Source organism: Mycetocola spongiae, assembly GCF_020424085.1.
Lineage (GTDB): Bacteria > Actinomycetota > Actinomycetes > Actinomycetales > Microbacteriaceae > Mycetocola > Mycetocola spongiae.
In genome coordinates this window covers 1,676,206-1,702,470 of the sequence record NZ_CP080203.1, presented here as the reverse complement: position 1 = coordinate 1,702,470, position 26,265 = coordinate 1,676,206, and the positions used below count along the sequence as shown (strand labels likewise).

Annotated in this window: 19 protein-coding genes, 1 tRNA gene and 1 other RNA gene; 12 read left to right on the top strand and 9 right to left on the bottom strand. The window is 68.1% G+C overall.

What is annotated here, in order from left to right:
• Window positions 1-5: 5 nt before the first annotated feature.
• The 7 genes from KXZ72_RS14745 to KXZ72_RS07605 all read right to left on the bottom strand — a co-directional run bounded on the left by KXZ72_RS14745 (window position 6) and on the right by KXZ72_RS07605 (window position 7,871).
• Complete coding sequence (locus tag KXZ72_RS14745; protein ID WP_318999893.1) at window positions 6-320, bottom strand: ABC transporter permease; 315 nt, start codon at window positions 318-320, stop codon at window positions 6-8.
• Window positions 321-741: 421 nt separating this feature from the next.
• Window positions 742-1,971 (bottom strand): ABC transporter ATP-binding protein, encoded by a 1,230-nt coding sequence (locus tag KXZ72_RS07630; protein ID WP_226079863.1) that lies wholly within the window; start codon window positions 1,969-1,971, stop codon window positions 742-744.
• Window positions 1,968-3,140 carry an efflux RND transporter periplasmic adaptor subunit gene (locus KXZ72_RS07625; protein ID WP_226079862.1) on the bottom strand — a complete coding sequence of 391 codons (1,173 nt, stop codon included), beginning with the start codon at window positions 3,138-3,140 and terminating at the stop codon, window positions 1,968-1,970. The genes KXZ72_RS07630 and KXZ72_RS07625 overlap by 4 nt, the downstream gene beginning before the upstream one ends.
• Window positions 3,133-3,870, bottom strand: coding sequence for a hypothetical protein (locus tag KXZ72_RS07620; protein WP_226079861.1), 738 nt, complete (start codon window positions 3,868-3,870; stop codon window positions 3,133-3,135). Before KXZ72_RS07620 ends, KXZ72_RS07625 begins: the two co-directional genes overlap by 8 nt.
• A 410-nt stretch (window positions 3,871-4,280) precedes the next feature.
• Complete coding sequence (locus KXZ72_RS07615) at window positions 4,281-4,805, bottom strand: hypothetical protein (RefSeq protein WP_226079860.1); 525 nt, start codon at window positions 4,803-4,805, stop codon at window positions 4,281-4,283.
• A gap of 515 nt (window positions 4,806-5,320) precedes the next feature.
• A tRNA-Ser gene (locus KXZ72_RS07610) sits at window positions 5,321-5,408 on the bottom strand.
• A gap of 51 nt (window positions 5,409-5,459) precedes the next feature.
• The gene (locus tag KXZ72_RS07605) at window positions 5,460-7,871 is read right to left on the bottom strand and encodes a helix-turn-helix transcriptional regulator (RefSeq protein WP_226079859.1); all 2,412 of its coding nucleotides are present in this window, start codon (window positions 7,869-7,871) and stop codon (window positions 5,460-5,462) included.
• Window positions 7,872-8,291: 420 nt separating this feature from the next.
• Here KXZ72_RS07605 and KXZ72_RS07600 point away from each other — a divergent pair, with 420 nt between their 5' ends.
• The 4 genes from KXZ72_RS07600 (at window position 8,292) to KXZ72_RS07585 (ending at window position 14,225) form a co-directional block, all read left to right on the top strand.
• A complete protein-coding gene (locus tag KXZ72_RS07600) occupies window positions 8,292-10,484 on the top strand; it encodes a choice-of-anchor G family protein (protein WP_226079857.1) in 2,193 nt (730 codons plus the stop codon).
• Window positions 10,485-10,684: 200 nt separating this feature from the next.
• Window positions 10,685-10,781: signal recognition particle sRNA small type (gene ffs / locus KXZ72_RS07595), an RNA gene on the top strand.
• A 72-nt stretch (window positions 10,782-10,853) separates the two neighbouring features.
• Window positions 10,854-13,010: a phosphate acetyltransferase gene (gene pta, locus KXZ72_RS07590; RefSeq protein ID WP_226079855.1), complete on the top strand. Its 2,157-nt coding sequence runs from the start codon at window positions 10,854-10,856 to the stop codon at window positions 13,008-13,010.
• Window positions 13,011-13,022: 12 nt separating this feature from the next.
• Window positions 13,023-14,225, top strand: coding sequence for an acetate/propionate family kinase (locus KXZ72_RS07585; protein WP_226079854.1), 1,203 nt, complete (start codon window positions 13,023-13,025; stop codon window positions 14,223-14,225).
• Window positions 14,226-14,274: 49 nt separating this feature from the next.
• Here the strand turns inward: KXZ72_RS07585 and KXZ72_RS07580 are convergent, their stop codons facing one another.
• Window positions 14,275-15,588, bottom strand: a complete 1,314-nt coding sequence (locus KXZ72_RS07580; RefSeq protein WP_226079853.1) for a sensor histidine kinase — start codon at window positions 15,586-15,588, stop codon at window positions 14,275-14,277.
• Window positions 15,589-15,640: 52 nt separating this feature from the next.
• Entirely contained in the window at window positions 15,641-16,318 is a 678-nt protein-coding gene (locus tag KXZ72_RS07575; RefSeq protein ID WP_226079851.1) for a response regulator transcription factor, read from the bottom strand.
• A gap of 158 nt (window positions 16,319-16,476) precedes the next feature.
• Between KXZ72_RS07575 and KXZ72_RS07570 the strand changes: the two genes are divergently transcribed.
• From KXZ72_RS07570 to KXZ72_RS07535, 8 genes are all read left to right on the top strand, one after another.
• Window positions 16,477-17,163, top strand: coding sequence for a hypothetical protein (locus KXZ72_RS07570; RefSeq protein WP_226079849.1), 687 nt, complete (start codon window positions 16,477-16,479; stop codon window positions 17,161-17,163).
• 2 nt (window positions 17,164-17,165) lie between these two features.
• Complete coding sequence (locus KXZ72_RS07565) at window positions 17,166-18,221, top strand: peptidoglycan-binding protein (RefSeq protein WP_226079847.1); 1,056 nt, start codon at window positions 17,166-17,168, stop codon at window positions 18,219-18,221.
• Entirely contained in the window at window positions 18,218-18,910 is a 693-nt protein-coding gene (locus tag KXZ72_RS07560) for an ABC transporter ATP-binding protein (RefSeq protein ID WP_226079845.1), read from the top strand. The genes KXZ72_RS07565 and KXZ72_RS07560 overlap by 4 nt, the downstream gene beginning before the upstream one ends.
• Window positions 18,907-20,115, top strand: a complete 1,209-nt coding sequence (locus KXZ72_RS07555; protein ID WP_226079843.1) for an ABC transporter permease — start codon at window positions 18,907-18,909, stop codon at window positions 20,113-20,115. The genes KXZ72_RS07560 and KXZ72_RS07555 overlap by 4 nt, the downstream gene beginning before the upstream one ends.
• A gap of 62 nt (window positions 20,116-20,177) precedes the next feature.
• Window positions 20,178-21,638, top strand: coding sequence for a phytoene desaturase family protein (locus KXZ72_RS07550; protein WP_226079841.1), 1,461 nt, complete (start codon window positions 20,178-20,180; stop codon window positions 21,636-21,638).
• A gap of 9 nt (window positions 21,639-21,647) precedes the next feature.
• Window positions 21,648-24,215 (top strand): DNA polymerase III subunit gamma and tau, encoded by a 2,568-nt coding sequence (locus KXZ72_RS07545; protein WP_226079839.1) that lies wholly within the window; start codon window positions 21,648-21,650, stop codon window positions 24,213-24,215.
• Window positions 24,216-24,224: 9 nt separating this feature from the next.
• Window positions 24,225-24,821: a recombination mediator RecR gene (gene recR, locus KXZ72_RS07540; RefSeq protein WP_226079837.1), complete on the top strand. Its 597-nt coding sequence runs from the start codon at window positions 24,225-24,227 to the stop codon at window positions 24,819-24,821.
• Between the two features lie 87 nt (window positions 24,822-24,908).
• Window positions 24,909-26,174 (top strand): aspartate kinase, encoded by a 1,266-nt coding sequence (locus KXZ72_RS07535; RefSeq protein WP_226079835.1) that lies wholly within the window; start codon window positions 24,909-24,911, stop codon window positions 26,172-26,174.
• The last annotated feature ends 91 nt before the right edge of the window (window positions 26,175-26,265 follow it).

Genomic DNA, 26,265 nt, shown 5'->3' with positions numbered 1-26,265 from the left:
GGGAATTAGCGGGCGCGGAGGGTCGCGGCGGGGCGTTGCCTGCCCGCGGCCCAGGCCGGGACCGCGGCGGAGAAAAGGCCGCTGAGAAGACCCAGCCCGAGGCCCGCGAGCGGAAGCCAGGGCGCGAGCACCGGTGTCCACTCCCGGGCGGCGCAGATCGCGAGTGTTGCGGCGGTCCCCGCGGCGATTCCCACCGCCCCACCGCTCAGGCCGATCAGCACCCCCTCGCCCAAAAATAGCGTCGCGACCGCGCGCCTGCCCGCGCCGACGGCCCGGCGCAGGGCGATTTCGTGGCTGCGCGCCTGCACCGAAACATACATCGTGCAGGCCGCGCTGATCGCGGCGAGAAGGAGCAGGACGGCCGAGATCAGCGCGATCAGGCTGCCCAGATCGGTGGCGACCCCGTAGCGCAGGTCACGCAGATCGGCCACGGTCTCGAGGGCAAATTGCCCGGGGTTGGCCGGATCCATCCGCGCGGGCAGGGCCTCCGCCACGGCGGCGGGATAGCCGGGCTCGGTACGCACCAGCAGCGTGATCGCGAGATCCGGGAGGCCGCGGAGAACATCGGGGGAGACGATCACGGCATCGGCCAGATCGCCCTGCCGCGGGCCCGCATCAAGCACACCCACCACGTCCACCAGGCGGCCGTTGATCCAGAGCGTGGACCCGGGCCCGGGCGGCGGCAATTCGAGGGCCTCCGCCGCGGCGCTCCCGAGGATCGCGATGCCCCCGAGCGAGGGATCATCCAGCAGGGAGAGGGTATCGGGCCCAATCGACGTGGCCCCGGCCGCCCGAAGATAGCTTGCGGAGGCCGAGACGAGGGAGAGGGAGGCATCCGGGCGCGGATCGGTGGGGGCCAGCCGGGTGATCGTGGCGGCGGATCCCGCGGCCCGGGAGATCACACCGGTGGCGCGCACATGGGGGAGCGAGCCGGCGGAATCCAGCCAGTTCGGGAGGCGCGGGTCGCCGGGTTCCAGGAGCGCGGCCCCGCCCGGAACGGCGACCCGCACCTCGTCGAGGGCCGCCGCGCTGAGCCGCCGCGCTGAGCCGCTGGGAGACCTGCGCCGAGGCGCTCTCGCCGATGCCCAGGGAGGTGATCAACCCGCCGATCCCCAGGGTAAACGCGAGCAGCAAAAACAGCGTGCGTCCCGCGCGGGTGGTGAGCACGTTGAGGGCATCGCCGAGATCATCCGCGAGTGCCGTGAGCCGGCGGCGAAGCCGGCCCCCCTCCCGCGCGGCGGCGGGGGCCTCCGGCGGGCGGGACGGGCGCGGTGCGCCCGGCGGTGCCCCGGCGAGGACCGTGCCGTCTTCGACGCGGATCTGCCGGGTGGCGGTGGCCGCAATATTTTCGTCGTGGGTGATGAGGATCACGGTCATTCCCGCGGCGTTAAGCTCGTGCAGATACGCGAGAACCGCGGCCCCATTGGCACGATCAAGATTGCCCGTGGGCTCATCCGCGAGAAGGACCTCGGGGCGCGTGGCAATCGCGCGGGCGAGGGCCACCCGCTGCTGTTCGCCGCCGGAGAGCACTCTTCCGGCGGCCCGGGCGCGCCCATCCACCCCCAGGCGGGCGAGCGCCTCGTGCGCCCGGACCCGCCGCCGCGCGAGGGGGATATGCTGCGTGCGCAGCCCAAGACCCGCGTTATCCAGGGCGCTGGAATCGCCGAGGATAAAGGACTGCTGAAACATAAATCCAAATATCCGGGAGCGAAGCCGATCGCGGGCGCGCTCCGGGAGCGAACCCACGGGGATGCCGTCCACCCGATAGATCCCCGCATCGGGGATATCCAGGAGCCCCAGAATATTCAGCAGGGTGCTTTTGCCGGCCCCGGAGGGACCGAGGATCGCGATAAACTCGCCCCGATAAATCCGGAGGTTCACGTCATGGATGCCGGTGTCCGGATCGCCGTCAAAATACCGGGTGACACCCGTGAGCTCCAGCAACGCCGCGGGCTCGGGGACGGCGCTCATTGGAGTGCCACCTCGGTGCCCGCCCGCAGGTTCTCGGCGGAGATGGCGGTCCAGCCGTTTCCCGAGTATCGCACCGTGACCGGGATGCGCCGCGACCCCGGGGTATCCGCGCTGCCGGTAGCGCCCCCGGGCGTGAGCAGATAGCTTCCCTCGGCATCCCGGCGCAGGGCAATGGTGGGGACGGCCAGGGATTCCTCGTGTCGGTCCTGCGGGAGCACGGTGACGCTGAGGCCGGGTGTCAGCCCGGCAAAGAGCGGGTCGGGGGAGGTGACCGCGATATCCCGGCCCGGTGTTTTGCCCTCCGCGGCCTCGGCAAATTCCCCGATCGTGGTGATTTCCCCCGCGAGCCGACTGTCACCCGCCTGAATCTCCACCTCCTGGCCCACCGTGAGCTCCGCGGAACGCACGGCATCGGCCCGGAACGAGACGATATTGGGGCTGGTTTGTACCGTGGCGAGGGGGCTATCGGCACCGAGAGGAGTGCCCACGGGAAGGGCCTGGACCACGGCGGCCTCGGGCACGGTGAGTGCAATAAACGAGGCGCGGGGGATCAGTGCGGTATCCGGGTTTATGGCCCGGATACCGCCCGGGGTAGCGGGGCTGGCCTCCCCCGCGCCGGTGGGCGCCGGAAAATCATGCTCGCCGAAGAGCCGCGCGACGCTGGCCAGGGTGCGCTCATCCACCGTTCCGCTGATCCGGACCTCGGCACCGATGCCGCGCAGGGCACGCTGCAGCGAGGTTACATCATCGCCGCGGTCCCCGATTCGGAGGTCCCGGTAGAGGGCAAGGGGGCCGGGCAGGGCAAAGAGGGGCTGCCCCGAAACGGCCCCGATCAGGGCGCCCGGCCGGAGGGTATCCCCGACCGCCACCGCCTGGCGGGTCACGATGGCCGGATCGGGAAGGACCGGTAGCCCAAGCTGCTGGGTGGTGCCGGCGATCACGCTTCCGGCCAGTGCGGTGCGTGCATCCACGATCCGTTCCTCCGCCCGGACCGTTACGGGGATCGGCCGCTGGGCCTGTTCCACTGCCGTGCGCTCGGGTGCGTGCAGCAGCCGCCCCGTGAGAAACGCGGCGCAGAGTGCCGCGAGGAGCACCGCGGCCCAGGCGGCGACCCGACCGGGATGGGTGATGCGGCCCGAGCGCCGCGGGTAGGACGGGCCGCTAGCCATGGGTGGCAAGATATTCGCGCGCTGCGTTAAGCAGCTTCTGCTTCTGCGTTTTTTCGGTGGTGAGGGCCGCCTCGTTTTCCGCGATCAGGGGCCGCTGTTGGGCGGCCTCCAGGTCGGCCAGGGTCTGGGTGAGGCCGGTCTCGGAATTGCAACGGGCCTCGATCGAGGCCAGCCGGATTCCCTCCTCACTGCGGGAGGCCGCGGGATTATCCAGAAGCGCGGTGGACTGCCGTGAGGTATAGGTTTCGCCCTCCTCCGGGGTGAGGCCCGCCGCGGTTAGGCAGTCGGCCCAGGGCACCCGCGCCTCGCGCCAGCGCGGATCCCGCCGTGCGTGCGCGAGCGCCTCACCCTCCAGGCGCGAGGCCACGCTGCCGAGATATTCCGCCTGGGGTGGGGTGATTTTATTAATCGCCTCGACGACGTCGGCATCGGATTCATTGCAGGAGTCATAGGCGGCGGCCCACTCGGGTCCGCCGGAGGCGCGTGCCCGCGTGATCGCGGCATCAAGCGGGGAGGGGGGATACCCCCAGCCGTAGCGTGCGGCGCGAGTCTCCTCCCAGATCCCAAACCTGCGATCGTCGAGGTCGGTGCCGGGATCGCCTGTTATCTGGACGGGGGCGGCGGTGAGTCCCCGCCCCCGCATACACTCGGCAATCACGGCCTGGGCCGCGGCCTCAAACATGTGCTTATCCGCGTGGCGGCCATAAAACGCATATTCGTCCAGCGGCATCACGATCTCCCCGGCGACCGGGTCGAGGTGGGCGCGGGCCGCTTCCGGAGGGGGCTCCGTGCCCGGGGCGCAACCCCCGAGGGACAATATTAGGAGGAGCGCGGCCGGGGCGCACCCACGCAGGAAGGTATGGCGGTGTTGTGATGGGCTCCTCATCGGGCCCCATTCGCCGTGGGTGGGGTGAGGGACGGAAGCGTGAGCGGCCTGCCGAAAATCCGCGGCGGCGGCGGCGTTCCACGCTTAATTGGCGCCCAAAATCGCCCGTTCATTGCGTGTCCCTTCGGCTGAAATGCCGTAAACCTAACACCGCCAACCGCCCCCAAACAAGGGTCGTGTGCGGAATTCAGTAGTTAAGGGGCAACGATTCCGTAGGGCCTCCCCCTCCGCGGGGGCGGCCGGGTATCCCGTCGCTAGGCCTGGCGGAACGGCGAGCGCTCAAACCAGTAGAGCATCCCGGCATGATTGCGCTGCAGCTCGTCGAGGCTGATCGGCCGCTCCAGGCGACGAATCGGCGCGCCCAGGGCCGTGGCCAGTTTCTCGATATCCTCGGCCGCCCAGTACTCGCCGCGCAGCCGGCCCACCACGCGGTCCTGATCCGCCACGATAAAAAGCTGCGGCGTGGGATCCACGGCCGAGCGCCGCAATTGCAGGATGATGCAGCGGTTAATCTCTGAGAGCGGCGTGAAATGGATCCGGCCAAAAAACGCCCGCTCGGTGAGCCCCTCGGAGGTGGCCCACATCCGGGTGCGGCTGAAACGCCAGCCTGAAAACACGGCGATCGCCAGGAGAATGAGGTGCGCAAGCAGCACCCAACCCCAGGTGCCCCGCGGGACGGTGATCCAATACAGCACCACAAAAATGGGGGCGGCGATCATGACATAGGCCAGGACTCCGCGCCAAAAAAGCACGCGGCGGGGACGGATCATCACCTTCACGGGGACATTTTTCCCGCTACCCACCATGTGTCACCTCCGGGTGTTAACGTGCCCCCACCCTATCGCGGGCAGGGGGTGGAACCGGGGAACCCGAATCGGAGGCCCCCGCATTTTCCTGCGTGAGTACCCGGTGAGGCATCTCCCCGGTCAGGGGGAGGCGGCCGCGATCTTAGGGTCGGGGCCGGGAGACTCGATAAACGGTTGTGCTCTCGGGTCGCGGCACGCAAAACCAGGAGGGTCCCGAAAACCGCGCTGTTTATTACCCGTAACCGCGGAGTTTCCCCTGCACCCCAAGGCCGCGGAATCCGCGGCCGCCGGCCCCGAGTCCGCGGCCCCGGGGAGGGCCTGACCGGTTATGCCCGCGGCGAGGTTATCGGCGATGAGCTGGCCGACTCTAAAGCCACCCCGAGGGCCGGATCGACTAGGCCGCGCCGCCTCCCGTCCGGGCGCCGCACGGCGCGATAGCGCCGGGAAAGCATAAGGCCCCGGATCTTTATGATCCGGGGCCTTGATGGTGGCGGAGAATGGGGGATTCGAACCCCCGAGGGCTTTCACCCAACACGCTTTCCAAGCGTGCGCCATAGGCCACTAGGCGAATTCTCCAGCATTGCCGAGGCAACATCGAATATCTTACCCGGTGAAACGGCCGAGTTCCTAACCGAGGGAATCCGGGGCGCGCCGCGGGGGATAAATCTCCTCATGCGGGGGCGCCGCGTCTTCCGGATCGTAGCCCGCCCGGGCCAGCGCCCGGGCAAAATCGCGCCGCGAGTCCGCACCCAGTTTCATCCGCACGTTATATACATGAGACTCCACGGTGCGGGTGGAGAGAAAGAGCCGTTCGGCGATTTCGGCATTGCGTAGGCCCGCCGCTACGAGCGTGGCCGCCTCCAGCTCTCGTTTGGTGAGGAGCCCCCCGCTGCGGGTACCCGGTGAATTTCGGCGTTCCGGGGGCAGGCGTTTACGCAGCCGACGCAGGCGAACCAGGGCCGCCTGGTTGGGATGTGCCCGCAGGACGGTTTCGGCCAGGGCGAGCGCAGCGCGTGCGGGGCCCAGGCGCTCGGCATCGATCAGGGTCTCGGCCCGGTCGAGGAGCGCCCCCACTCCACCGTGCCCCAGCTCGGCCAGGGTGGGGCGCAGCCAGAGCCCGCCGACCGGGGGTTCGCGCGGCGGGGGATCGATGCGATCGCCCTCCGCGATCAGCTCCGCCACGGAATCCGGGGCCGCCCCGCCCAGCAGGGCGATTTCGGCCACGGTTGTGCGCACCGTAAAGCCGGCCCGCGGAAACTCGCGCAGGAAATCTAGTGCGGCCTCGGCTCGGCGACGATCGTGTTCCCCGGCCACCAGGAGCCGGAAATAGCGGGCGAGTGCGCCGGAGGCGATATCCGTTCCGCCCATCGCCGAGAGGAGGCAGCGCGCGGTTGCCGGCAGCCGCGGCAGCACCGGAACCGGGGGCAGGGAATCCCCCCTGCCGTGCAGGGCGGCGAGGAGATGGGCGAGCAAAATTGCGCCCCCGCCCTGGACGGGATTCAGATGCGCGATCGACTCCCGCAGCTCGGCACCGATCCGGTTGCGCAGGGTACGAATACCGTCAATACCCACCAGGACATCATCGGCGAGGCCGATCATTCCGATCCGCATTTCGGCAATCGCCAGGTGGAGGGAGGCGAGTGGGTCCTCGCCGCTGCGCCGCGCACGGCCGCGCAGCGTTTCCACAAACTCCGCCGCCAGGTCCCGTTCCCCGCGCAGGAGCGCCGCCTCGTATCCGAGGACGGCGAGGGGTGCCAGCTCGTGCATCTCCAGCGTGGGGTGCGCGATCAGCTCACGAATGCGCCCCACGGCCCCGACCGTATCCAGGCCGGTCAGATCGGATTCCACGGAACGGGTGCTCTCCAGGTCCTCCCCGCAACCCGAGCGCAGAATCCCCGCGACCCGGGCAAGAAGCGCCCGGGTGCGCGGTCCGGGGGTGGGCGCGGGGCCGTGAGTAGCCGGCCAGTCCTCGAGCAATCGCGCGGCGAGACAATATTCCGAGGAGTGCAGCCGCACTCCGTTTTCAATATCCGCGAGCAGCTGTGTGGCGGCCAGCCCCGCCCCGGTCGAATCGGTGGACGTGGACAGGGAGGCCATACAGGTTGCGGCATAGACCAGGACCGGTGGCACCCAGAACCCGCCATCGCGGGAGCGAAATATCAGCCTGCGGTGTTCCAGCCGCTGCACGAGGCTCCGGCCCACCGCGCGTGCGGCGCGTTCCGGGGAGATTCCGCGCAGCGGCGCAAGCGTGCCGAGTGCCAGCAGCGAGGGGCGATCCAGCGCCTTGAGATAGGGCTCGATGATGTGTTCTGTGGAGCTGGATAGCGGGGGAGTGGCGCGAAATAAATCGGCGGGTTCGAGCCGGGTGACCTCCCGGGAGAGCACATCCACGAGCCCGGGATAACCGCCGCTGCCCGTGAGAATCCACTCCCGGACGAGCGGGCCGAGCCGGGCCACGGCGGGGTTATTGGCGATGCGTAAGCGTACCTGGGCGGGCGAGAGGAGATCCAGGTCGATCCGATCGGCCCGTCCCTCGAGCCACAGGGCGGTCAGCTGTTGGGCGGCCTCGCCCAGATCCCTGCGGGATTCCACCAGGAGGGTCCCGATCAGGACGATTTGGCGGTGCCTGGCCATCCGCGCCAGCAGGGCGGCGGCTTCGGCGGCGAGCAGATGCGCGCGCTCCACGAGGATCACGCGCGGATTTTCCGCGGTGGGTGGCTCATCGTGCAGGGGACCGGTTGGGGGCTGGAAATGATTCTGGAAGAGCGCCTCGAGCGTGGGTTCATCGCGGGCTCCGCGATAGTCCTGGCCGTGCAGGACCAGGATGTCGGTATTGCGGCCGCGCATGCTGTGCACGACGCCGCGCAGGACCTCCGCCTCGCCCACCCCAAATCGGGAAAAGAGGAGGACGCTGCGGCCCGATTCCGCGGCGCGGAGGATGGCGCGGATCTCGGCCGTGCGTTCGGGATAGAGGGGGTGCCGGGGTTCGTGGCCGGGGCGGCGCCGTGGTGCGGGGGAAGTCGCGTCTTTGGGGTTCATGACAGTGGTCTCTTTCTCCCGGTCCAAGGTCGATCTGCAACCGGGATGGTGCTACGTATCGTAGGCGGGAGAGGGCGGACGCCCCCGATTCGTTTCCTCGGCTCTCAGAAAATACTCGCCGTGATGGATTGCAATTACGGGGATTTTGCTCCGCCCGCGGTTTATCCGGGGCTCCCGGGCCGACCTGCGCGGGCCTGACCAAAATGGCATCCCCCGTCGCTACTGAGCCGACACCGGCGGGCACCCGCACCGGTACTGAACGGCCTATTCATAATTACTGAAGCCGGGTAGCTAAAGGCTGAGTTCGGTTTTTGGCATCACTGAAACGGCCCTCGAACGGGTGACTCGCGCCGGTGGCGCTCCTAACGTCGAAATCTCACCCCTGAGAACAGGCCACCATTGTGAAAGGTCAACCAACAAATGGCAATCGCTAATAAGACAAGAGTCACGAAAAAGCGAGGGCTTCATGCCTCGCTCGGAGTGCTGACGGCCACCGCCGTACTGGCGCTCACCGCGGCGCCCGGAGCCGCGCTTGCGGCCACCGAGGACGGCCCCGCACCCGCCACATCCCATGTCACCGCCGAGGGTCGGTTTATTACCGGCAAGACCCCGCTCGGCAGCCTCGATAAAATCGCACAGCTGCAGGGGGCATATTCGCCGGGCGGACAGGCCCCCGAGACCGTGAATAATCCGCTCAAGGTCTCGATCCTCAATAGCCTCAATATCGATCTGGGCGATAAGCTCCAGCTCTTTGGCAAGCAGGGAGTGATCCAGCTCGGCGCGCTCGCCCAGTACGCTCATACCGATCCTCTGGGCACCCAGGTGGCCGCCTCCGGCGCCATCTCCGATCAGGGCGCCATCTCGGTGGGCGGATCCGCGGAGGCCCCGGCCAATGCCCACCTCAACCTCACCGGCCTGCTGGGCAACGGCGCGATCTCCGCGATCGCCAAGCCCCTCGTGGACGAGCTCACCGTGGATATCGGTGCGCTCTCTGCGCGCGCCGAAACCACCACCGGCGGCGATGCCGCGCTGTCCTATCAGCTCGGCGATATTAAATCGCGCCTGCACAGCCCCGCCGTGGAAAACCTCTCGGCCGGAGTGCGCTCGGTATTTAATTCCGCCAGCTCGGGTATTAACGGCCTCTTCGGCGCCGACGGTGCCATCAGCACGGGCATCAACGGGCTCGTGCAGACCCTGCAGGCGGGTCTCGCGGCCGTGCCGCTGCAGCCCCTCACGATTAAGAACGCCAAGTTCCGTGCGGGCGTGGACGTGCAGCTCGGCGAGGCTCTCGACTCGATTTTGCTGGCCCCGATCCAGGACGCCAACGGCGCCGTCACCATCTCGCTGCGCGATGGCACCATCGAGGTTGATCTGGCGAAGCTGATCAGCACCGGAATCCCCGGCTCCTCGCTGAATACCCTCGCCCCGAATACCGAGCTGCTCTCCGCCGCGCTGGTGGGCGATGTGCTGCGCGGTGCAATCACCCAGGCGCTGAAGTCCTTTGAGCAGATCGTTGTGGACCGCCTGGTAAACGCGCTCAACGCCGTGAGCACCACGTTCCAGGTATCCGGTGAGCTCTATGGGCTCCTCGGAACCACCAAGCTCGGCTCGCTGAACATCGACATGAGTGCCCGCCTGGGCGATGTCCTCTCCGGCCAGGTCAAGCCCGAGGACCTGAAATTCGACGTCAGCGCCATCGGTATCACGCTGCCCACCGAGTCCATTAAGAACGCCGTGGCCGGCCCGATCCTCGCGGCCCTCGCCAAGCCCTATAGCGCCGTGACCAAGATCATCGGCGGCGTGGGTGCGCTCCTGAACGCGCCGATTCAGGCCGCCGTGACGCTGCTCACCCCGCTCACCAACGTGCTCAATAAGGTGGTGAGCCTCAAGGCCAACGTGCAGGAGGCCCCGGGACACTTCACCGATGGAAAGGCCCCGACCGATGGCTCGTCCACGGTGACCGCCCTCCGCGTCGCGCTGCTTCCGAACCTCACCGCCAAGAGCGCACTCGCGCAGGTGGACCTGGCCTCGGCCTCGGTCCGCGTGGGCAAGCTCGCGGCGCCGGTCATTACCACCCCGCAGGACGGCTCCACCGTGGAGCTCCCCGAGGGGAGCACCACGGGAGACGTGGTCATCTCCGGTACCGGCCTCGCCGGTGCGCAGGTCTCGGGTAGCGTCACCGGCCGCAGCGATGAGGCACGTCCGTTCACCACCACGGTTCAGGCCGATGGTACCTGGAAGGCCCCGCTGGAGGCAGTGGCCGTGGCCCCCTATACGGTCACCGCGCAGCAGAAGACCCCGTATGTCGCCTCCGAGAACACCACGTCGGAGTTCGCCGTGGTCGTGGCCGTGGCCAAGCCCGGCGGCAACGGCAAGCCCGGCGGCAACGGTACCGGCACGAACCCCGGTGGGGCCGGCAACGGGCACAACGGAAAGCCCGTGGAAAATAACGGCGCCAAGCCCGGACAGAACGGCGCCGGCCTCGCCGGTACCGGTTTTGACTCTCTCCCCTATCTCGGAGCGGGGGTGCTGCTCCTCCTCCTCGGTAGCGGTGCCTACCTGCTGAACCGGCGCATGCGCGATATTGCCGGCGCGGAGGGTGAGAACGCCTAGACCCACGGGTGTGGGGCCCGGCATTCCCTAACGGCCTGGCCCCTTCTCCCGATCCGCACCCCGATACGCGGATCGGCGCGGCCCCGGTCCATCCCCACGGATGGACCGGGGCCGCGGTGCGTATCGCGACGACACGCCATAAATGGTGCAGTTTCGGCCGCGCGGGAGAACCCGCGCGAAAAATTTCCGCTAAGCTAGGTGATGACTCCTCGCGTGGCGTCATCCAGGCCAATTCCCCCAGGACGGAAACGTAGCAAGGGTAACCGGGCTCTGGCGGGTGCGCGGGGGGTCATTTTATTTACCGTGCACTGCGTTGTTTATGTGTACGGTTGGTATCAGAGCAACTACTCCACCTTTCTTCGGAGCGTTATGGCGCAGAGCATCTATATCACGGCGGCCGAGGGCCACACCGGAAAATCCACGATCGCCCTGGGTGTGCTCGACACGCTCAGCCGACGCGGCCCCCGGGTGGGTATCTTCCGCCCCATCGTCCGCATCGACGAGGGGAGCGAGCGCGATTATGTGCTGGAACTCCTGGTACAGCACGAGAGCGTCACGCTCGATTATGACGACTGCGTGGGCGTGACCTACGATCAGGTCCACCGCGATCCCGATGCCGCGCTCTCCGAGATCGTGGAGCGCTTTAAGGCCGTTGAGGCCCGCTGCGATGCCGTGATTGTGCTCGGCTCCGACTATACGGACGTGGCCGGCCCCGCCGAATTTGGATATAACGCGCGTATCGCCGCGAACCTCGGTGTTCCCGTGCTCCTGGTGCTCGGCGGCCGCGAGGGCCCCGGAACCGGCGAGGAGCTGGGTCTCTCGGCCGGGCGCGACGCCGATGAGATGCGCCAGATTACCGAACAGGCCATCCAGGAGCTGCACAGCGAACACGCGCACCTGCTCGCGGTCATCGCCAACCGGGCCGATCCGGCCATCTCCGCGGAGATCGTCGCGGCCATCGAATCGGTCCTGCCCGCGGGCACCGACGGGAGCGCCGTGCCGGTATGGGCCATCCCCGAGGATCCGTTCCTCGTGGCCCCGAGCATGCAGTCGATCCTGCAGGCCGTGGACGGCACCATGATCAGCGGCGAACCCGCGCTCCTCGGGCGCGAGGCACTCGGCGTGGTACTGGCCGCAATGTCGATGGAAAACGTGCTGCCGCGCCTGACCGAGGGGGCCGTGGTGATGGTCCCGGGAGACCGCAGCGACGTCCTGCTGGCCGTGCTCCTCGCTCACGCCTCCGATAACTTCCCTTCCATCTCGGGAATCGTGCTGAACGGCGGCTTTGACCTGCCCGAGCCCGTGCGCCGCCTGATCGACGGCCTCAAATCCTCCACCCCGATCATCGCGACCAACTACGGCAGCTATCAGACCGCCGTGCGGATTACCCGCACCCGCGGCCGCCTCGCCGCCGAATCCCCGCGCAAATTTGATTCCGCGCTGGCGCTCTTTGAACAAAATATCGATTCCGGACGCCTGCTGGATCTGCTTCAGGTCTCCACGACCGGCGTGGTCACCCCGCTGATGTTTGAATACGGGCTGATCGAGCGCGCGCGCTCCGACCGCCGCCATATCGTGCTGCCCGAGGGCTATGACGACCGCATCCTGCGCGCCGCCCATACGCTGCTGGCCCGCGAGGTCGCCGATCTGACCATCCTCGGCGAGCCCTTTGAGGTGCGCTCGCGCGCGATCGAACTGGGCCTGGACATCACGCGCGCCGAGGTGCTCTCGCCCTTCGACCCGGTGCTCTCGCTGCGCTTCGCCGAGGAATACGCGCGGCTGCGTGCCCACCGCGGGATGACCGTGGAAAAGGCCCGCGAACTCGTGAACGACGTCTCCTATTTTGGCACGCTAATGGTGCACCTGGGCCTGGCCGATGGCATGGTTTCGGGCGCCGCCCATACCACCGCACATACGATTAAGCCGGGCTTTGAGATCATCAAGACCCGCCCCGATGTGAACGTGGTGTCGAGTGTATTCCTGATGGCGCTCTCGGACCGGGTGCTGGTATACGGCGATTGCGCCGTGATCCCGGATCCCGATTCCTCGCAGCTGGCCGATATCGCGATCTCCTCCGCCGAGACCGCGACCCAGTTTGGGGTGGCCCCGCGGATCGCGATGCTCTCCTATTCCACGGGCACCTCGGGCTCGGGAGCCGATGTGGAGAAGGTGCGCGAGGCCACGGCCATCGTGCGCGAGCGTCGCCCCGATCTGGAGGTCGAGGGCCCGATCCAATACGATGCCGCGGCCGATGCCGCCGTGGCCGCCGCCAAGCTGCCCAATTCCAAGGTGGCCGGTCGCGCCACCGTGTTTATCTTCCCGGATCTCAACACCGGAAATAACACCTATAAGGCCGTGCAGCGCTCGGCCGGTGCCGTGGCCATCGGCCCGGTATTGCAGGGGCTGAATAAGCCGATTAACGATCTGTCCCGGGGTGCCCTGGTACAGGACATCGTCAACACCGTGGCCATCACCGCCATCCAGGCCTCGGCCGTGGCCGGCAATCTGCCCACACCGGAACAGTAAGGAAACACCCGTATGTCCGCGGTACTCGTTGTGAATTCTGGATCGTCCTCGCTGAAATATCAGCTGATCGAGATGGCCGGGGAGCGCGTGCTCGCGACCGGCCTGATCGAACGCATCGGTGAGGCCACGGGCCTCGCCGCCCATAAAAACCTGGAATATGAGCCCGCGGAGTTCCGCCGCGATGACGAGCGCATCGCCGATCACGCCGCCGCGTTTAACCTGATGCTCGCGAATTTCGCCGAGCACGGCCCCAACCTCGCCGAGCACCCCGTGATCGCGGTGGGGCACCGCGTGGTGCACGGCGGAAAACGGTTTTTTGAGGCCACCGTGGTGACCGACCTGGTGAAGATCAATATTCAGGATCTCGCGGAGCTCGCCCCGCTGCATAACCCGGCGAACCTTGAGGGAATCGAGGCCGCCCAGGTGGCCTTCCCCGGGGTGCCCCATGTGGTGGTCTTTGATACCGCATTCCATGCCACGCTGCCGCCCGAGGCCTATAGCTATGCGATTGATGCCACGCTGGCCGCGCGCTATCGCATCCGCCGCTATGGCTTCCACGGCACCTCGCATAAATATGTGTCCGAGCGCGCCGCGGAATTCCTCGGCAGCGCCCCCGAGCAGCTGAACCAGATCATCCTGCACCTGGGAAACGGGGCCTCGGCCACGGCGATCCGCGCCGGAAAATCGGTGGATACCTCGATGGGCTTCACCCCGCTGGAGGGTCTGGTCATGGGCACCCGCAGCGGCGATATCGATCCCGCGATCATCGTGCACCTGGAGCGCGTGGGCGGGTTCTCCTATGCCGATATCGATACGATGCTCAACCGCAAGAGTGGCCTGCTGGGGCTCTCCGGGGTGGCCGATATGCGCGACCTACAGGAACGGGCCGAGGCCGGAGACGCGGTATCCACCGCGGCACTCGGCGTATATCTGCACCGCCTGCGCGGCTATATCGGCAATTATTATGTGAACCTGGGCCATGTGGACAGCATCGTTTTCACCGGCGGTGTGGGCGAAAATAGCGCACTGGTGCGCTCGCGTGCGCTGGCCGGTCTGGGCCGGCTGGGCATCGAGATTGACGAGGAGCTGAACGAGCTGCGCGGATCCGAGCCGCGGCTCATCTCCACGCCGCAGTCCGAGGTTGCGGTGCTCGTGGTGCCCACCAACGAGGAACTGGAGATCGCCCGGCAGACGCTGGGCGCGATCGAGGGCTAGGCCCGTGCCGGGGCGGCCGGGCGGCACTATCGCGCCCGGCCCTCCCGCGTTATCCCGCGGATACCGCCGGAACCGCGGCGGCGGGCAACGTGATCAGCGCCGTGAACTCGCCCGCAGCATTGGGGGCCAGCTCCAGCGTGCCCCCGTAGCGCGCGATGATGCTCGCGACCAGGCTTAATCCCAGGCCCTCCCCGGGGGCCGCATCCGAGGCGGCCAGTCGGGTATTCTCGCCGCGGTTAAACGGCTCCACCAGGGCGTCCCAGTCCATTCCCTCAAGCGAACCGGCCGCGGTATTGGCTACCTGCAGTGTCACGGTTCCGGCCGCGGGATCCTCCGCGGTGATGATCCGGAGCGTGCCCCCGGCCCGGCCGTGACCGATCGCATTGCCGATCAGATTATCCACGACCTGGCGCAGCAGGGCCGGCTCGGCCCGCACGGCAGCCCCGCCGTTCAGGGTGCTCTCGGGCATAAGCCCCGCGGAGTCCAGTCGTTCGGCCGCATCCGCGAGGGACTCGGCGACGGTGGTGGAGAGATCCAGCACCTCCACGTTCTCGGGGCAGGCCGCATCGCTGCGGGCCATATCCAGCAGGCCCGCGATGATATTTTCGCTGCGTTCGGTGGCGCGCACCGCGCGCGCAAATGCCGCCTCCAGCTCCTCGGGCACGCGGCCCTGGGCCAGGGGAATCTCCAGCGCACTGCGCACCGTGGCAATCGGGGTGCGCAGCTCATGCGAGGTATTGGCGATAAAGCGGCGCTGGCGCTCAAAGGAGGCCTCGAGCCTCCCCAGCATTTCGTCGATGGTATCCCCGAGCTCCTTAATCTCATCGGTGGGCCCGGGCAGGTCCAGGCGGCGGTCCAGGCCGCTCTGGGTGATCTCCCGGGTGGCCTCCGTGATCCGCCCGATGCGGCGCAGCGCCGTGCGCGAGAGCAGCCACGCCGCGAGCGCCGCGACGGCAGCAAAAATCACCAGGATCACGGCCGACCAAATCCCGAGGGCGGAGAGTACCTCGCCGCGCAGGGCCACCTCGGTGCTGGCCACCGCGAGCGTGAGCCCGTGCAGGGTATCCGTTTCCGTGAGGTTCACCAGCTCCGAGGGGATGCGCGCGGCAACCCCGGGCACGCCGGTAGCCGGCCCCCAGGTGAGCGCATCCTGTTGCTCGGCGGAGAGCAGAAAAAACTCCTCCGCGGGGGTGGTGACCCCCGAGAGATTGGCGGGTGTGGTGCCGTCAAAGAGCGCACCATCGCTCACCATGTTCTGGTTAAAGAGCTGATTCACAACCAGATAGGTGCTGATCAGCAGGCCCACCCCGGCCGCAAGAAATACCGCGGCAAACGTCAGCGTTAAACGGGTGCGAAAACTCATCGGGGCTCTCCTAGCGGGACTCTACGGGCGGGGGCCGGGCGGCGGCAAAAACTCATCGGGGCCGAGCCTCGGAGGGGGCCACGAGCCGATAGCCGCGGCCGGTTTCGGTGAGGATCACATCGGGGGTGCCCAGCTTTTGACGCAGCGCATAGACCACCGCCTTGACCGCCCCGCGGGAGATCTCCCGGTCCTCCCCGGCCCAGACCTCGTCCACCAGATCCTCAAAACTCACGGTGCCCGGGGCCAGCGCGAGCGCATGCATCACGCCGTATTCCTTGGGGCTGAGCCGAATATGTTGGCCCGCTCGGGTGACGCCACGGCCGCTGAGATTCACCCGGACATCGCCAAAATCGCGCACCTCGGGGCCGTCGTCGATGCGGCGATTCAGGGCCCGCACCCGCGCGATCAGCTCGGCATAGGCAAAGGGCTTGGCCAGATAGTCATCGGCGCCGAGGTTCAGCCCGGTCACCCGATCCTCGAGGCTGCCCGAGGCGGTGAGCATGAGCACGCGCGCGGGATGGCCCATCGCGGTGAGGGTGCGACACACGGTATCGCCGTCGAGCACCGGCAGATTACGATCCAGGATTACGATCCTTACCGGAAACTCCGCGAGCCGGCTCAGCGCGCTCGCGCCATCGTGAACAAGCCCGACCCGATAGCCCTCGGCGCGCAGCCCCTCGGCGAGGCTGGCGCCCAGATCCACCTCGTCCTCGACGATCAGAATATCCATGGTTGCCCTCCCGGTTCCCCCCTAGTATGCGCGAGGCAGGGTGAGTAAAAGGTGAGGATCTCACTGACCGGGCGCTATCGGGGTGCCGCGTAGAACTGGATCTGGGGCCCCCGGCCGGTGTGGCCCCGATCCTGTCTCCCACGGAAAGAGAGCGCATCATGCCCAGACCCACCACCCGCGGAAATTGGGGCCTTGCCCGAACCCTCGCCATTTTGAGCATCGGAATGCTTACCCTCGCCGGGTGCTCCGCGACCCCCGAGGTGGCCTCGGGCGGCGGGAAATCCGGAGCCGGGGAGGGGGCCGACCCCAAAAAGGCCGCGGCCGCCTATGTGGAATGCCTCAAGGCCGAGGGCGTCGAGGGGGTGGAGCTTTTTGACGGGCAGGTGGCGATCACAGCGGGCCGGGTGAGCGAGGCCGGCGGAACCACCGATGACCTCACGGTGGGGGATGATGCGAGCATGGAACTTTTCCAGCGCGCCAGCGAAACCTGCAATACGAAGGTCCCCGAATATAGCGCCAATATCCCGGAGTTTAAACTCTCCTCGGAACAGCTCGCACCGCTGCGTAAATTTGCCGAGTGTGCGCGTGAAAATGGCCTGAGCGAACTGGGTGATCCCGATGATGAGGCCCAGATCGAGGTGCCCGTGGGCACCACCAAGGGACAGTTCATTGCTGCCTATAAGGCCTGTGAGGACACGCTGATGCCGCCCGAGCCGAGTGCCGGAGCCGGCGGCGGGGACGGCGAGATGATGATGGGCATCGTGATGCCCAGTTTCACCGGGGCCTTTAAACAGGACTGGCTATCGGAAGTCTTTGGCATGACCGCCCCGCAGCCGGAGAACTAATCATGGCGCGCGGAAAAAAGATCACGCTGATTGCCGCGGGCACCGTGCTGGTGCTCGGGGCCGGTGCCGGAGTTCTCGCCTGGCAGCCCTGGGCCGCGGGCCCGGCAACCGCTATCGGGGAGGGCACGGCCAAGACCGTCTCGGTGAGCCGGGAATCCCTCGCCTCCAATATCGTGCTGAATACCCAGCTGGGTTATGGCGAGCCCGGGGTGCTGGGCGGCACCGGGGGCATCCTCACGGAGCTACCCGCGGTGGGCAGCACCGTGCGGGTGGGAGAGAACATCTATGAACGCGATGGGGTGGCGATCCCGCTGCTGCGCGGCAGCCGCCCCTATTGGCGGGAACTCTCAATCGACTCCACCCCGGGCAAGGACATCGCCCAGCTGGAGCAATCCCTGGTGGACCTGGGCTTCGGAGGAAAAATTACGGTGGACGAAAAATTCACGGCGGCCACCGAGCAGGCGCTGAAGGCCTGGCAAAAATCCCGCGGCATCGCGACCCCCACGGGGGTGTTTTCGCCCCAGGACGCGGTGGTGGTGAACGCCGATTCGATCCGCATCGCCGAGGTCAAGGCCACGCTCGGGGACGAGGCCAGCGGCCCGGTCCTGACCTATACCAGCCCCCTGATCCGCGGCACGGCCTCCCTGACCGCCGCCCAGTCCACCTCGCTCGCCGTGGGAACAACCGTGACCGCCACGCTGCCCGGGGGCGGCAGCCTCGCCGGGGTGATCTCCCGAATTGATACCGATCCCGGCAGCACCGCCGAGGGGGAAAAGCTGCCCCCGCGAGCCGTGATCGACTTCGCCGATCAGGAGGCACTGGCCGGAATCGGCCTCCCCGCCGTGCGCGTGAGCGTGGCCGGCGAGGGGGCGGAGAACGCCCTCGTGGTGCCCGTGGTGGCGCTGCTTGCGCTCGCCGAGGGGGGCTACGGGGTTGAGGTGGTGCGCGGGGATACCACCCGGATCGTGCCGGTGCGAATCGGGCTGGTGGCCGATGCCCGCGTGCAGCTCCTGGGCGATGATATTGCCGAGGGTGATGAGGTTGTGGTCCCGTCATGAGCGCGGACCCGATCCTCTCGCTCACCCGCGTCACCAAGGAATACCCAACCAGCCCACCCACCCGGGTGCTGGAGGACACCTCGCTGGAGTTTCTTCCCGGCGAACTGGTGGCCATTGTGGGGCCCTCGGGCTCGGGAAAAACCACGCTGCTCTCGATCATGGGCACCCTGGAAAACCCCAGCACGGGCGAGGTTTATCTCGCGGGGGAGCGGGTAGCGGGCCTGGGTGACCCGCGCCGGGCCGCGCTGCGCGCCGAATATCTGGCATTCATTTTTCAGCAGTTTTTTCTGGTGCCGAGCCTCAGCGCGCTACAGAATGTGGCTACCGGGCTGCTCTATACCGGGGCTCCGCGGCGCGAACGCCTGCGCCGGGCCGAGGACGCGCTGCGCCGGGTGGGGCTGGCCGAGCGCCTCGGGCATCGGCCCGGGCAACTCTCCGGCGGCCAGCAGCAGCGCGTGGCGATCGCCCGGGCCCTGGTGAAAAGCCCGCGGATCATCTTCGCCGATGAACCCACGGGCGCGCTGGATACCGCCACCGGGGCCGAGATCATGACGCTCCTGCGGGATCTCGCGGCCGAGGGCACCACGGTGATCGTGATTACCCACGATCAGCAGATCGCCGCGGGCATGCCGCGCCGGATCACGATTCGCGATGGATCCATCATCACGGACGAGAGGGATGAGTCTTGAAAATTTCACGCCGCCGCACCCGGGTGCGCCCGCGCGACCTCTGGGGTGCCGCACTGATCGGGGCCACCGCGCGCCCGCTGCGCACGGTGCTCTCGGCAATCGGAATCGCGGTGGGCATCGCGGCACTCGTGGCGATCTCCGGGATCGCCGCCTCCAATCGGGCCCAGTTCCTCGCGGAGCTGGACGGCGCGGGGGCCAACCTGCTCACCGTCGCCCCCAATGAGGAGGCTCTGCCCGCGCAGTCCCCGGAGATGATCGGCCGGATCGGCCCCGTGGAGGCGGTGGGTACCGTCTATGGCGCCCCCAAGGGGGTGAAGGTCTATCGCAATGACCTGGTGCCCGCCCGAAACTCCGGCGGCATCAAGGTTTTTGGGGCCGATCGTGACCTGCTCACCGCGCTGGACGCCCGGATGACCTCGGGTGTGTGGTTCAGCGAGGCCACCGAGGCGCTGCCCACCGCGGTCCTCGGCGCGCGTGCCGCGATCACCCTCGGCATCAGCGAGCCCGGGCAGCGGGTGTGGCTCGGCGGCTCCTGGCATCAGGTGCTGGGGATACTCTCCTCGGTTGAGCTGGCGCCGGGCGTGGACGATAGCGTTTTTGTGGGCCATAAATGGTTGCAGGAAACGCTCTGGCCCGAGCGCGCGGCGGTCGGGGAAACCGGGGCCGGGGAGATCACGATGATCTATCTGCGCACAACCCCCGCGGCCGTGGGAGCGGTGCGCAACGTGCTCGCGGCCACCGCCAATCCGGCCCGCCCCGAGAAGGTGGCGGTCTCGAAGCTCTCCGATTTTGCCGATGCCCGCGCCCAGGCCGATGACTCGCTCGGAACCCTCGCCCTGGGGCTCGGCGGAATCGCCCTGCTGGTGGGAGGCATCGGGGTGGCCAATACGATGGTGGTCGCGGTGATCGAACGCCGCGGCGAGATCGGGCTGCGCCGGGCCCTCGGGGCCAGAAGGCGCGATGTGGCCGGACAGTTTATTGCCGAGGCGATGCTGCTCTCGCTGATCGGGGGGCTGATCGGTGCGGCCCTGGGCATCCTCGGGACCGGCGTTTATTCGGCGCTCACCGGGCAGCTCTTCCGCCTCGATCCGCTCACGCTGCTGGCCGCGCCGGTGCTGGCGCTGGGCGTGGGGGCGCTCGCCGGGATGCTGCCCGCCTGGCGCGCCTCGGGCCTGACCCCCGCGGAGGCATTGCGCGGGGTGTAGCCCGGGCAGGGGCGGGAGCCGGGGACTCCCGCCCCGAGGGGCGCGCCCCTAGACTGGTGACCATGGTCACAGCGGCGGTAATCGGTAGCGGTCCCAACGGCCTGGTCGGCGCGGTCACCCTCGCCCGGGCCGGGCTGGATGTCACCGTTTATGAATCCGATTCCGTGCCCGGGGGCGGCTGCCGCACCGAGGAGCTGACGCTGCCGGGCTTCCATCACGATGTGGGCTCAGCGGTGCATCCGATGGCGATGACCTCGGAGTTTTTTCGCGCGTTTGGCCTGACCGAGCGGGTACCCTATGTGACCCCCGATATCTCCTTTGCGCACGGTATCGCCCCGGATCGGATCGCGGTGGCCTATCGCGATATTCGGCGCACGGCCGCAGGGCTGGGCCGCGATGGCCGGGCCTGGACGCGGGCCTTTGAGGGGCTCTCGCGGCGGCTCCCCGAACTCGCGGGCCTGCTCGGAGCCCCGCTCGCGGAGGGGCCGCGCCACCCCGTGCTGGCGGCCCGTCTCGCCGGCTCGGTGCTGGCCAATTTCCCCGCCGGGTTGCCGCGCCTCGGCGGTGAAAACGCCCGCGCGCTTTTTGCGGGGGCGGCGGCCCACGGGATCGGCAATACCCGCTCGCTTGCGCTCACCGCGGTGGGGGTTGTGCTCGCCGCGCATGCGCACGGCCCGCGCGGCTGGCCCCTGCCGATCGGGGGTGCGGGCGCGGTCACCGCGGCCCTCGTGGAGGATCTGCGCGCGCACGGCGGCCGGATCACAACGGGTGTGCGGATCGCGTCGATCCACGACGTGGGTGATGCCGCGGTGGTGCTCTGCGATACCTCCGCGCGGGATCTGGCCGCGATCGGGGCGGATGTGCTGCCGACAAAATATCTCCGCTCGCTGCGCCGCTTCCGCTATGGCAACGGAAGCGCGAAGGTGGATTTTGCGCTCTCGGGCCCCGTGCCCTGGAGCGCGCAGGAGCTGCGGGAGTCCCCCACGGTGCACCTGGGGGGAACCGCGGCGCAGGTGGCCGCCTCCGAGCGAGCGGTGGCCCGCGGCAACCTCGTGGAGCAGCCCTATATTCTTGTGGTTCAGCCGAGCCTCGTGGATTCCACACGCGCCCCCGCGGGCAGCGCCGCGCTCTGGGCCTATGTGCATGTTCCCGCGGGCAGCGACCTGGATGCCACCGAGTATATTAGCGCCGAGATCGAGCGCTATGCGCCCGGATTCCGGGACCTGATCCTCGGTTCGGCGGCCACCAGCGCGTGCCAATTGGAGGCCCGAAACCCCAATTTTATCGGCGGAGATATTGGCTCCGGCGCCACCAATTTTGCTCAGCTTTTGGCCCGGCCGCGGCTTGCCCGCGAGCCCTGGCGCACGCCCACCCCGGGTCTATATCTGGGGTCGGCGGCGGTGCCCCCGGGGCCCGGCGTGCACGGCAGCGGCGGTTTTTATGCCGCGCGCGCGGCGCTCTCCGACCTGGGAATTGCCATACCCAGCCTCGCACCCTCCCCGGAGGTCGGCCGTCCCGATTAGACTGGGGATGTGGTTACCGCTCTGTATCGCCGTTATCGGCCCGAATCCTTTGCCGAACTGATCGGTCAGTCTCAGGTGACCGATCCGTTGATGACGGCCCTGCGCACCAATCGCGTGAATCACGCCTATCTTTTCTCCGGCCCGCGCGGCTGCGGAAAAACCACCTCCGCGCGCATCCTTGCGCGCTGCCTGAACTGTGCCGAGGGCCCCACCGATACCCCGTGTGGCGTATGCCCGAGCTGTGTGGAGCTCAGCCGGGACGGCGGGGGTTCCCTCGACGTGGTCGAGATTGACGCCGCGAGCCACGGTGGTGTGGACGATGCGCGCGATCTGCGCGAGCGCGCGGTCTTCGCCCCGGCCCGCGACCGCTATAAAATTTTTATCCTCGACGAGGCCCATATGGTCACGGCGAATGGTTTTAACGCGCTCCTGAAGATCGTGGAGGAGCCGCCGGAACACGTGAAGTTCATCTTCGCCACCACCGAGCCGGATAAGGTGATCGGCACGATTCGTTCGCGCACCCACCACTATCCCTTCCGGCTGATCCCGCCCGCACAGATGCTGGCCTATGTGGAACAGATGTGCGCCTCCGAGAACATCACGGTCGAGGCCGGGGTGCTCTCCCTCGTGGTGCGCGCGGGCGGCGGTTCGGCGCGCGATACCCTTTCCCTCCTGGACCAGCTGATCGCGGGTTCCGAGGAGGGCACGGTGGAATATGAGCGGGCCGTGGCCCTGCTGGGTTATACCCACTCCTCGCTCCTGGACGAGGCCATCGATGCATTGGCGGCGCGCGATGCCGGGGCCGCGTTTGCGGCCGTGGACAGCGTGATTCAAACGGGTCAGGATCCGCGCCGTTTTGTGGACGACCTCCTGGAGCGCCTGCGCGATCTGATCGTGGTGGGTGCCACGGGTGATGCCGCCGCGGCCGTGCTGCGCGGGGTTCCCCAGGATGAGCTTGACCGCTATGCCGTGCAGGCCCATGCCTTTGGCCAGGCGGCGCTTAGCCGCACGGCCGATATTGTAAACGCCGCGCTCTCCGAGATGAGCGGCGCCTCGGCCCCGCGCCTGCACCTGGAACTGATGGTGGCGCGGGTGCTGGTTCCGGCCGTGGACGAGAGCGATCGTGGTGCGCTGGTGCGGGTGGAACGCCTGGAGCGGCGCGTGGAGGGTGGGGCCGTGGGTCCCGCCGAGCCCGCCGCGCTCTCCGGGGCCGCGCTCGCGCGGGCCGCGGGTAATCCCGGGGGTCTCTCGGGTGCCGATCTGGCGCGGGCCGCCGGGGGCGCGGGGCGTCCCGCCGCTCGCCCGGCCGCCGCTCCCGCCGCGCAGGCTCCTACGCAGGCTCCGGCTCCTGCCGCGCAGGCTTCTGCCGCGCAGGCTCCCGCCGCGCAGGCTTCCGCTCCCGCTCCCGCCGCTCCGGCGGTCGCTGCCGCGACCCCGAGCACCCCGGTCACGCTGGCCCAGCTGAAGCACGCCTGGCCCGAGATCCTGGAGCGCCTGGCCGCGGGCAAGCGCGCCGCGTGGATGGTTGCCGCCACCGCCACGGTGCGTGCGCTGAACGACGATATTCTCACGCTGAGTTTCCCGAGCCAGAAGGATGCCGATGGCTTCCGCCAGGTTGCACCCAATGGCGAGGGCGTGAGCACGCATGTGCGCGCGGCGATCGTGGACGTGCTGGGCCTGAGCGTGAAATTTATTGCCCGCCTCGACTCCGATGGGGCCGCACCCGCGCGCCCGCCCGCCCCGGCACAGTCTGCCCCGGCGCAGCCCACTCCGGCGCAGTCCTCTCCGGCACGGGCCGCGACGAAGCCCGCCGAGCCCGCGCCCGCTGCGCAAAAGCCCCCCGCGAGCTCCTCGTATTCCGCGGCCCCCGCTCGCGCTGTCTCCGAACCCGCTGCCCCCGCGAGCTCCTCCGGCTGGGACGTGGTGGCCATTCCCGGCTCCTCCGCCCCCGCACCCGCGGCAGCCCCGACGGTGGCGGAACCTCCGGCTCCGGCCCCGGAAGCCGCCGCGCGCGCGGCCGCCCCGGCGGCCCCGCCCGCGGTGAGCGAGGTGGACGGCATCCCCTTCCCCGACGATAACGACGCTCCGCCCTCCGAGGATGAGCCGCCGTTCCCCGATCCCGGCGGCCCCCGCGGGGGCGGCCCCACCCGGGGCGGTGGCCCCCGCGGCGCCGCTCCCGGAACCCCCGTGATTCCCCCGGGAGCGGCCATTCCCCCGGGAGCCGCTATCCCCCCGCGCGCGATGATCGCCTCGGATGCCCCGGTCCCCGGTGGCCTGGTCTCGGGCGGCGCCGTGCGCATCGGCGATGTGGCCTCCCCGGTGCGCCCCGCCGCGCCCTCCGATGAACCCTTCGCCCCCGTCTACGACGCACCTCCCGCGAGCCCCGAGCCCGCCGCCCCCAAAACCGCCTCGGCACCCGCCGCGTCGGCACCCGCCCGGCGCGATGCCCCGAGCGCTCGTTTTGCGCCGAGCCAGGGCAACCGCTACGGTGAGGCCGTTGTGCGTGAAATGCTCGGCGCCGTGTTCCTGGAGGAACAGGTCTATATCCCCGCAACCCGCTTCGACCGCGGCAACTAAGAGGACCACATGTACGAGGGAATTGTTCAGGAACTGATCGAGGAGTTCGGTCGCCTGCCCGGCATCGGTCCCAAATCCGCGCAGCGCATCGCATTCCACATCCTGCAGACCGAGAGCTTTGACGTCACCCGGCTCTCCGAGATCCTCGGCGAGATCCGCACGCGCGTGCACTTCTGCTCGATATGCGGCAACGTGGCCGAGGAGGAAACCTGCGGCATCTGCCGCGATCCGCGCCGCAACCAAACCTTTATCTGTGTGGTGGAGGAGGCCAAGGACGTGGTCGCCATCGAGCGCACCCGCGAGTTCCGCGGCCTGTATCACGTGCTGGGTGGGGCAATCAGCCCCATCGACGGCGTGGGCCCCGATGATCTGCGCATCCGCCAGCTCATGCAGCGCCTCGCCGATGGCACCGTCACCGAGGTTATCCTCGCCACAGACCCCAACCTTGAGGGGGAGGCCACCGCCACCTACCTCAGCCGTTTGCTCACCACCCTGGACATCAAGGTCACCCGCCTTGCCTCCGGACTGCCGGTGGGCGGCGACCTCGAATACGCCGATGAGATTACCCTCGGCCGCGCCTTCGAGGGCCGCACCGTCGTTGGCTAGCTCGTAACATGCCAAATCTGTTATTCGCGGCGTTCTAGACTAAAAACCCCGCGGGCGTAGCGCCCGCATTCTTATCAGGAGTTTCACGTGAGCCTTATCGTGCAAAAATACGGCGGATCGTCGGTAGCCGACGCCGAGAGCATTAAGCGCGTCGCCAAGCGAATTATTGACACCCGCAAGGCCGGGCATGACGTGGTGGTGGCCGTCTCGGCCATGGGTGATTCCACGGATGAGCTGCTGGATCTCGCCCATGAGGTCTCCCCGCTCCCGGACCAGCGCGAGCTGGACATGCTGCTCTCCAGCGGGGAGCGCATCGCCGTGGCCCTGCTCGCGATGGCGATTAAATCGATGGGCTATGACGCGCGTTCCTTCTCCGGCCCGCAGGCCGGAATGCGCACCGATACCCACCACGGTGCCGCGCGCATCGTGGAGGTGGACCCGGTGCGGGTGCGCCAGGCGCTGGACGAGGGCGCAATCGTGATCGTTGCCGGTTTCCAGGGCCTGTCCCAGGACACCGCCGATATCACCACCCTCGGCCGCGGCGGCTCCGATACCACCGCGGTGGCCCTGGCCGCGGCGCTGCACGCGGATGTCTGCGAGATCTATACCGATGTGGACGGCGTCTTCACGTCCGATCCGCGCGTCGTGCCGCTGGCCCGCAAGCTCGATAAGATCACCACAGAGGAAATGCTCGAGCTCGCCGCCAATGGCGCCAAGGTGCTTTATATCCGCGCCGTGGAGTTTGCGCGGCGCCACGGCGTCACGCTCCACGTTCGTTCATCATTTACCAATAACGAGGGTACCCTCGTCTATAACCCGAAGGAGGGTGACGCCATGGAACAGCCCATCGTCACCGGTGTCGCCACCGACCTGAGCGAGGCCAAGATCACCGTCGTCGGCGTGCCCGATGTTCCCGGTAAGGCCGCGCAGATCTTTGGCATCATCGCCAAGACCGAGGCCAATGTGGACATGATCGTGCAGAATGTTTCGGCCGCCGCCACGGGCCTGACCGATATCTCCTTCACCCTGCCCAAATCCGAGGCCCAGCTGGTGCTCACCGCGCTGCGCAACGAGAAGGACGCCATCGGCTTTGCCTCGGTGCAGCACGACGACCAGATCGGCAAGCTTGCGCTGGTTGGCGCCGGCATGAAGGCCAATACCGGTGTCTCGGCGAAGCTCTTTGATGCGCTGCATAAGGCGTCGATTAATATCGAGATGATCTCCACGAGTGAGATCCGCATCTCGGTTGTCACCCGCGCCGACTCGGTTAACGAGGCCGCCCGCGTGGTGCACTCGGTCTTTGGCCTGGACAACGAGATCGAGGCCATCGTTTACGCCGGAACCGGCCGCTAACCACCCCCTACACCCGTTTTTGAGGCCTCGCGCCGACCGGAATACTTCCGGCCGGCGCGCGGCCGTATCCGCCGCCCGCCACGCCGGGCGC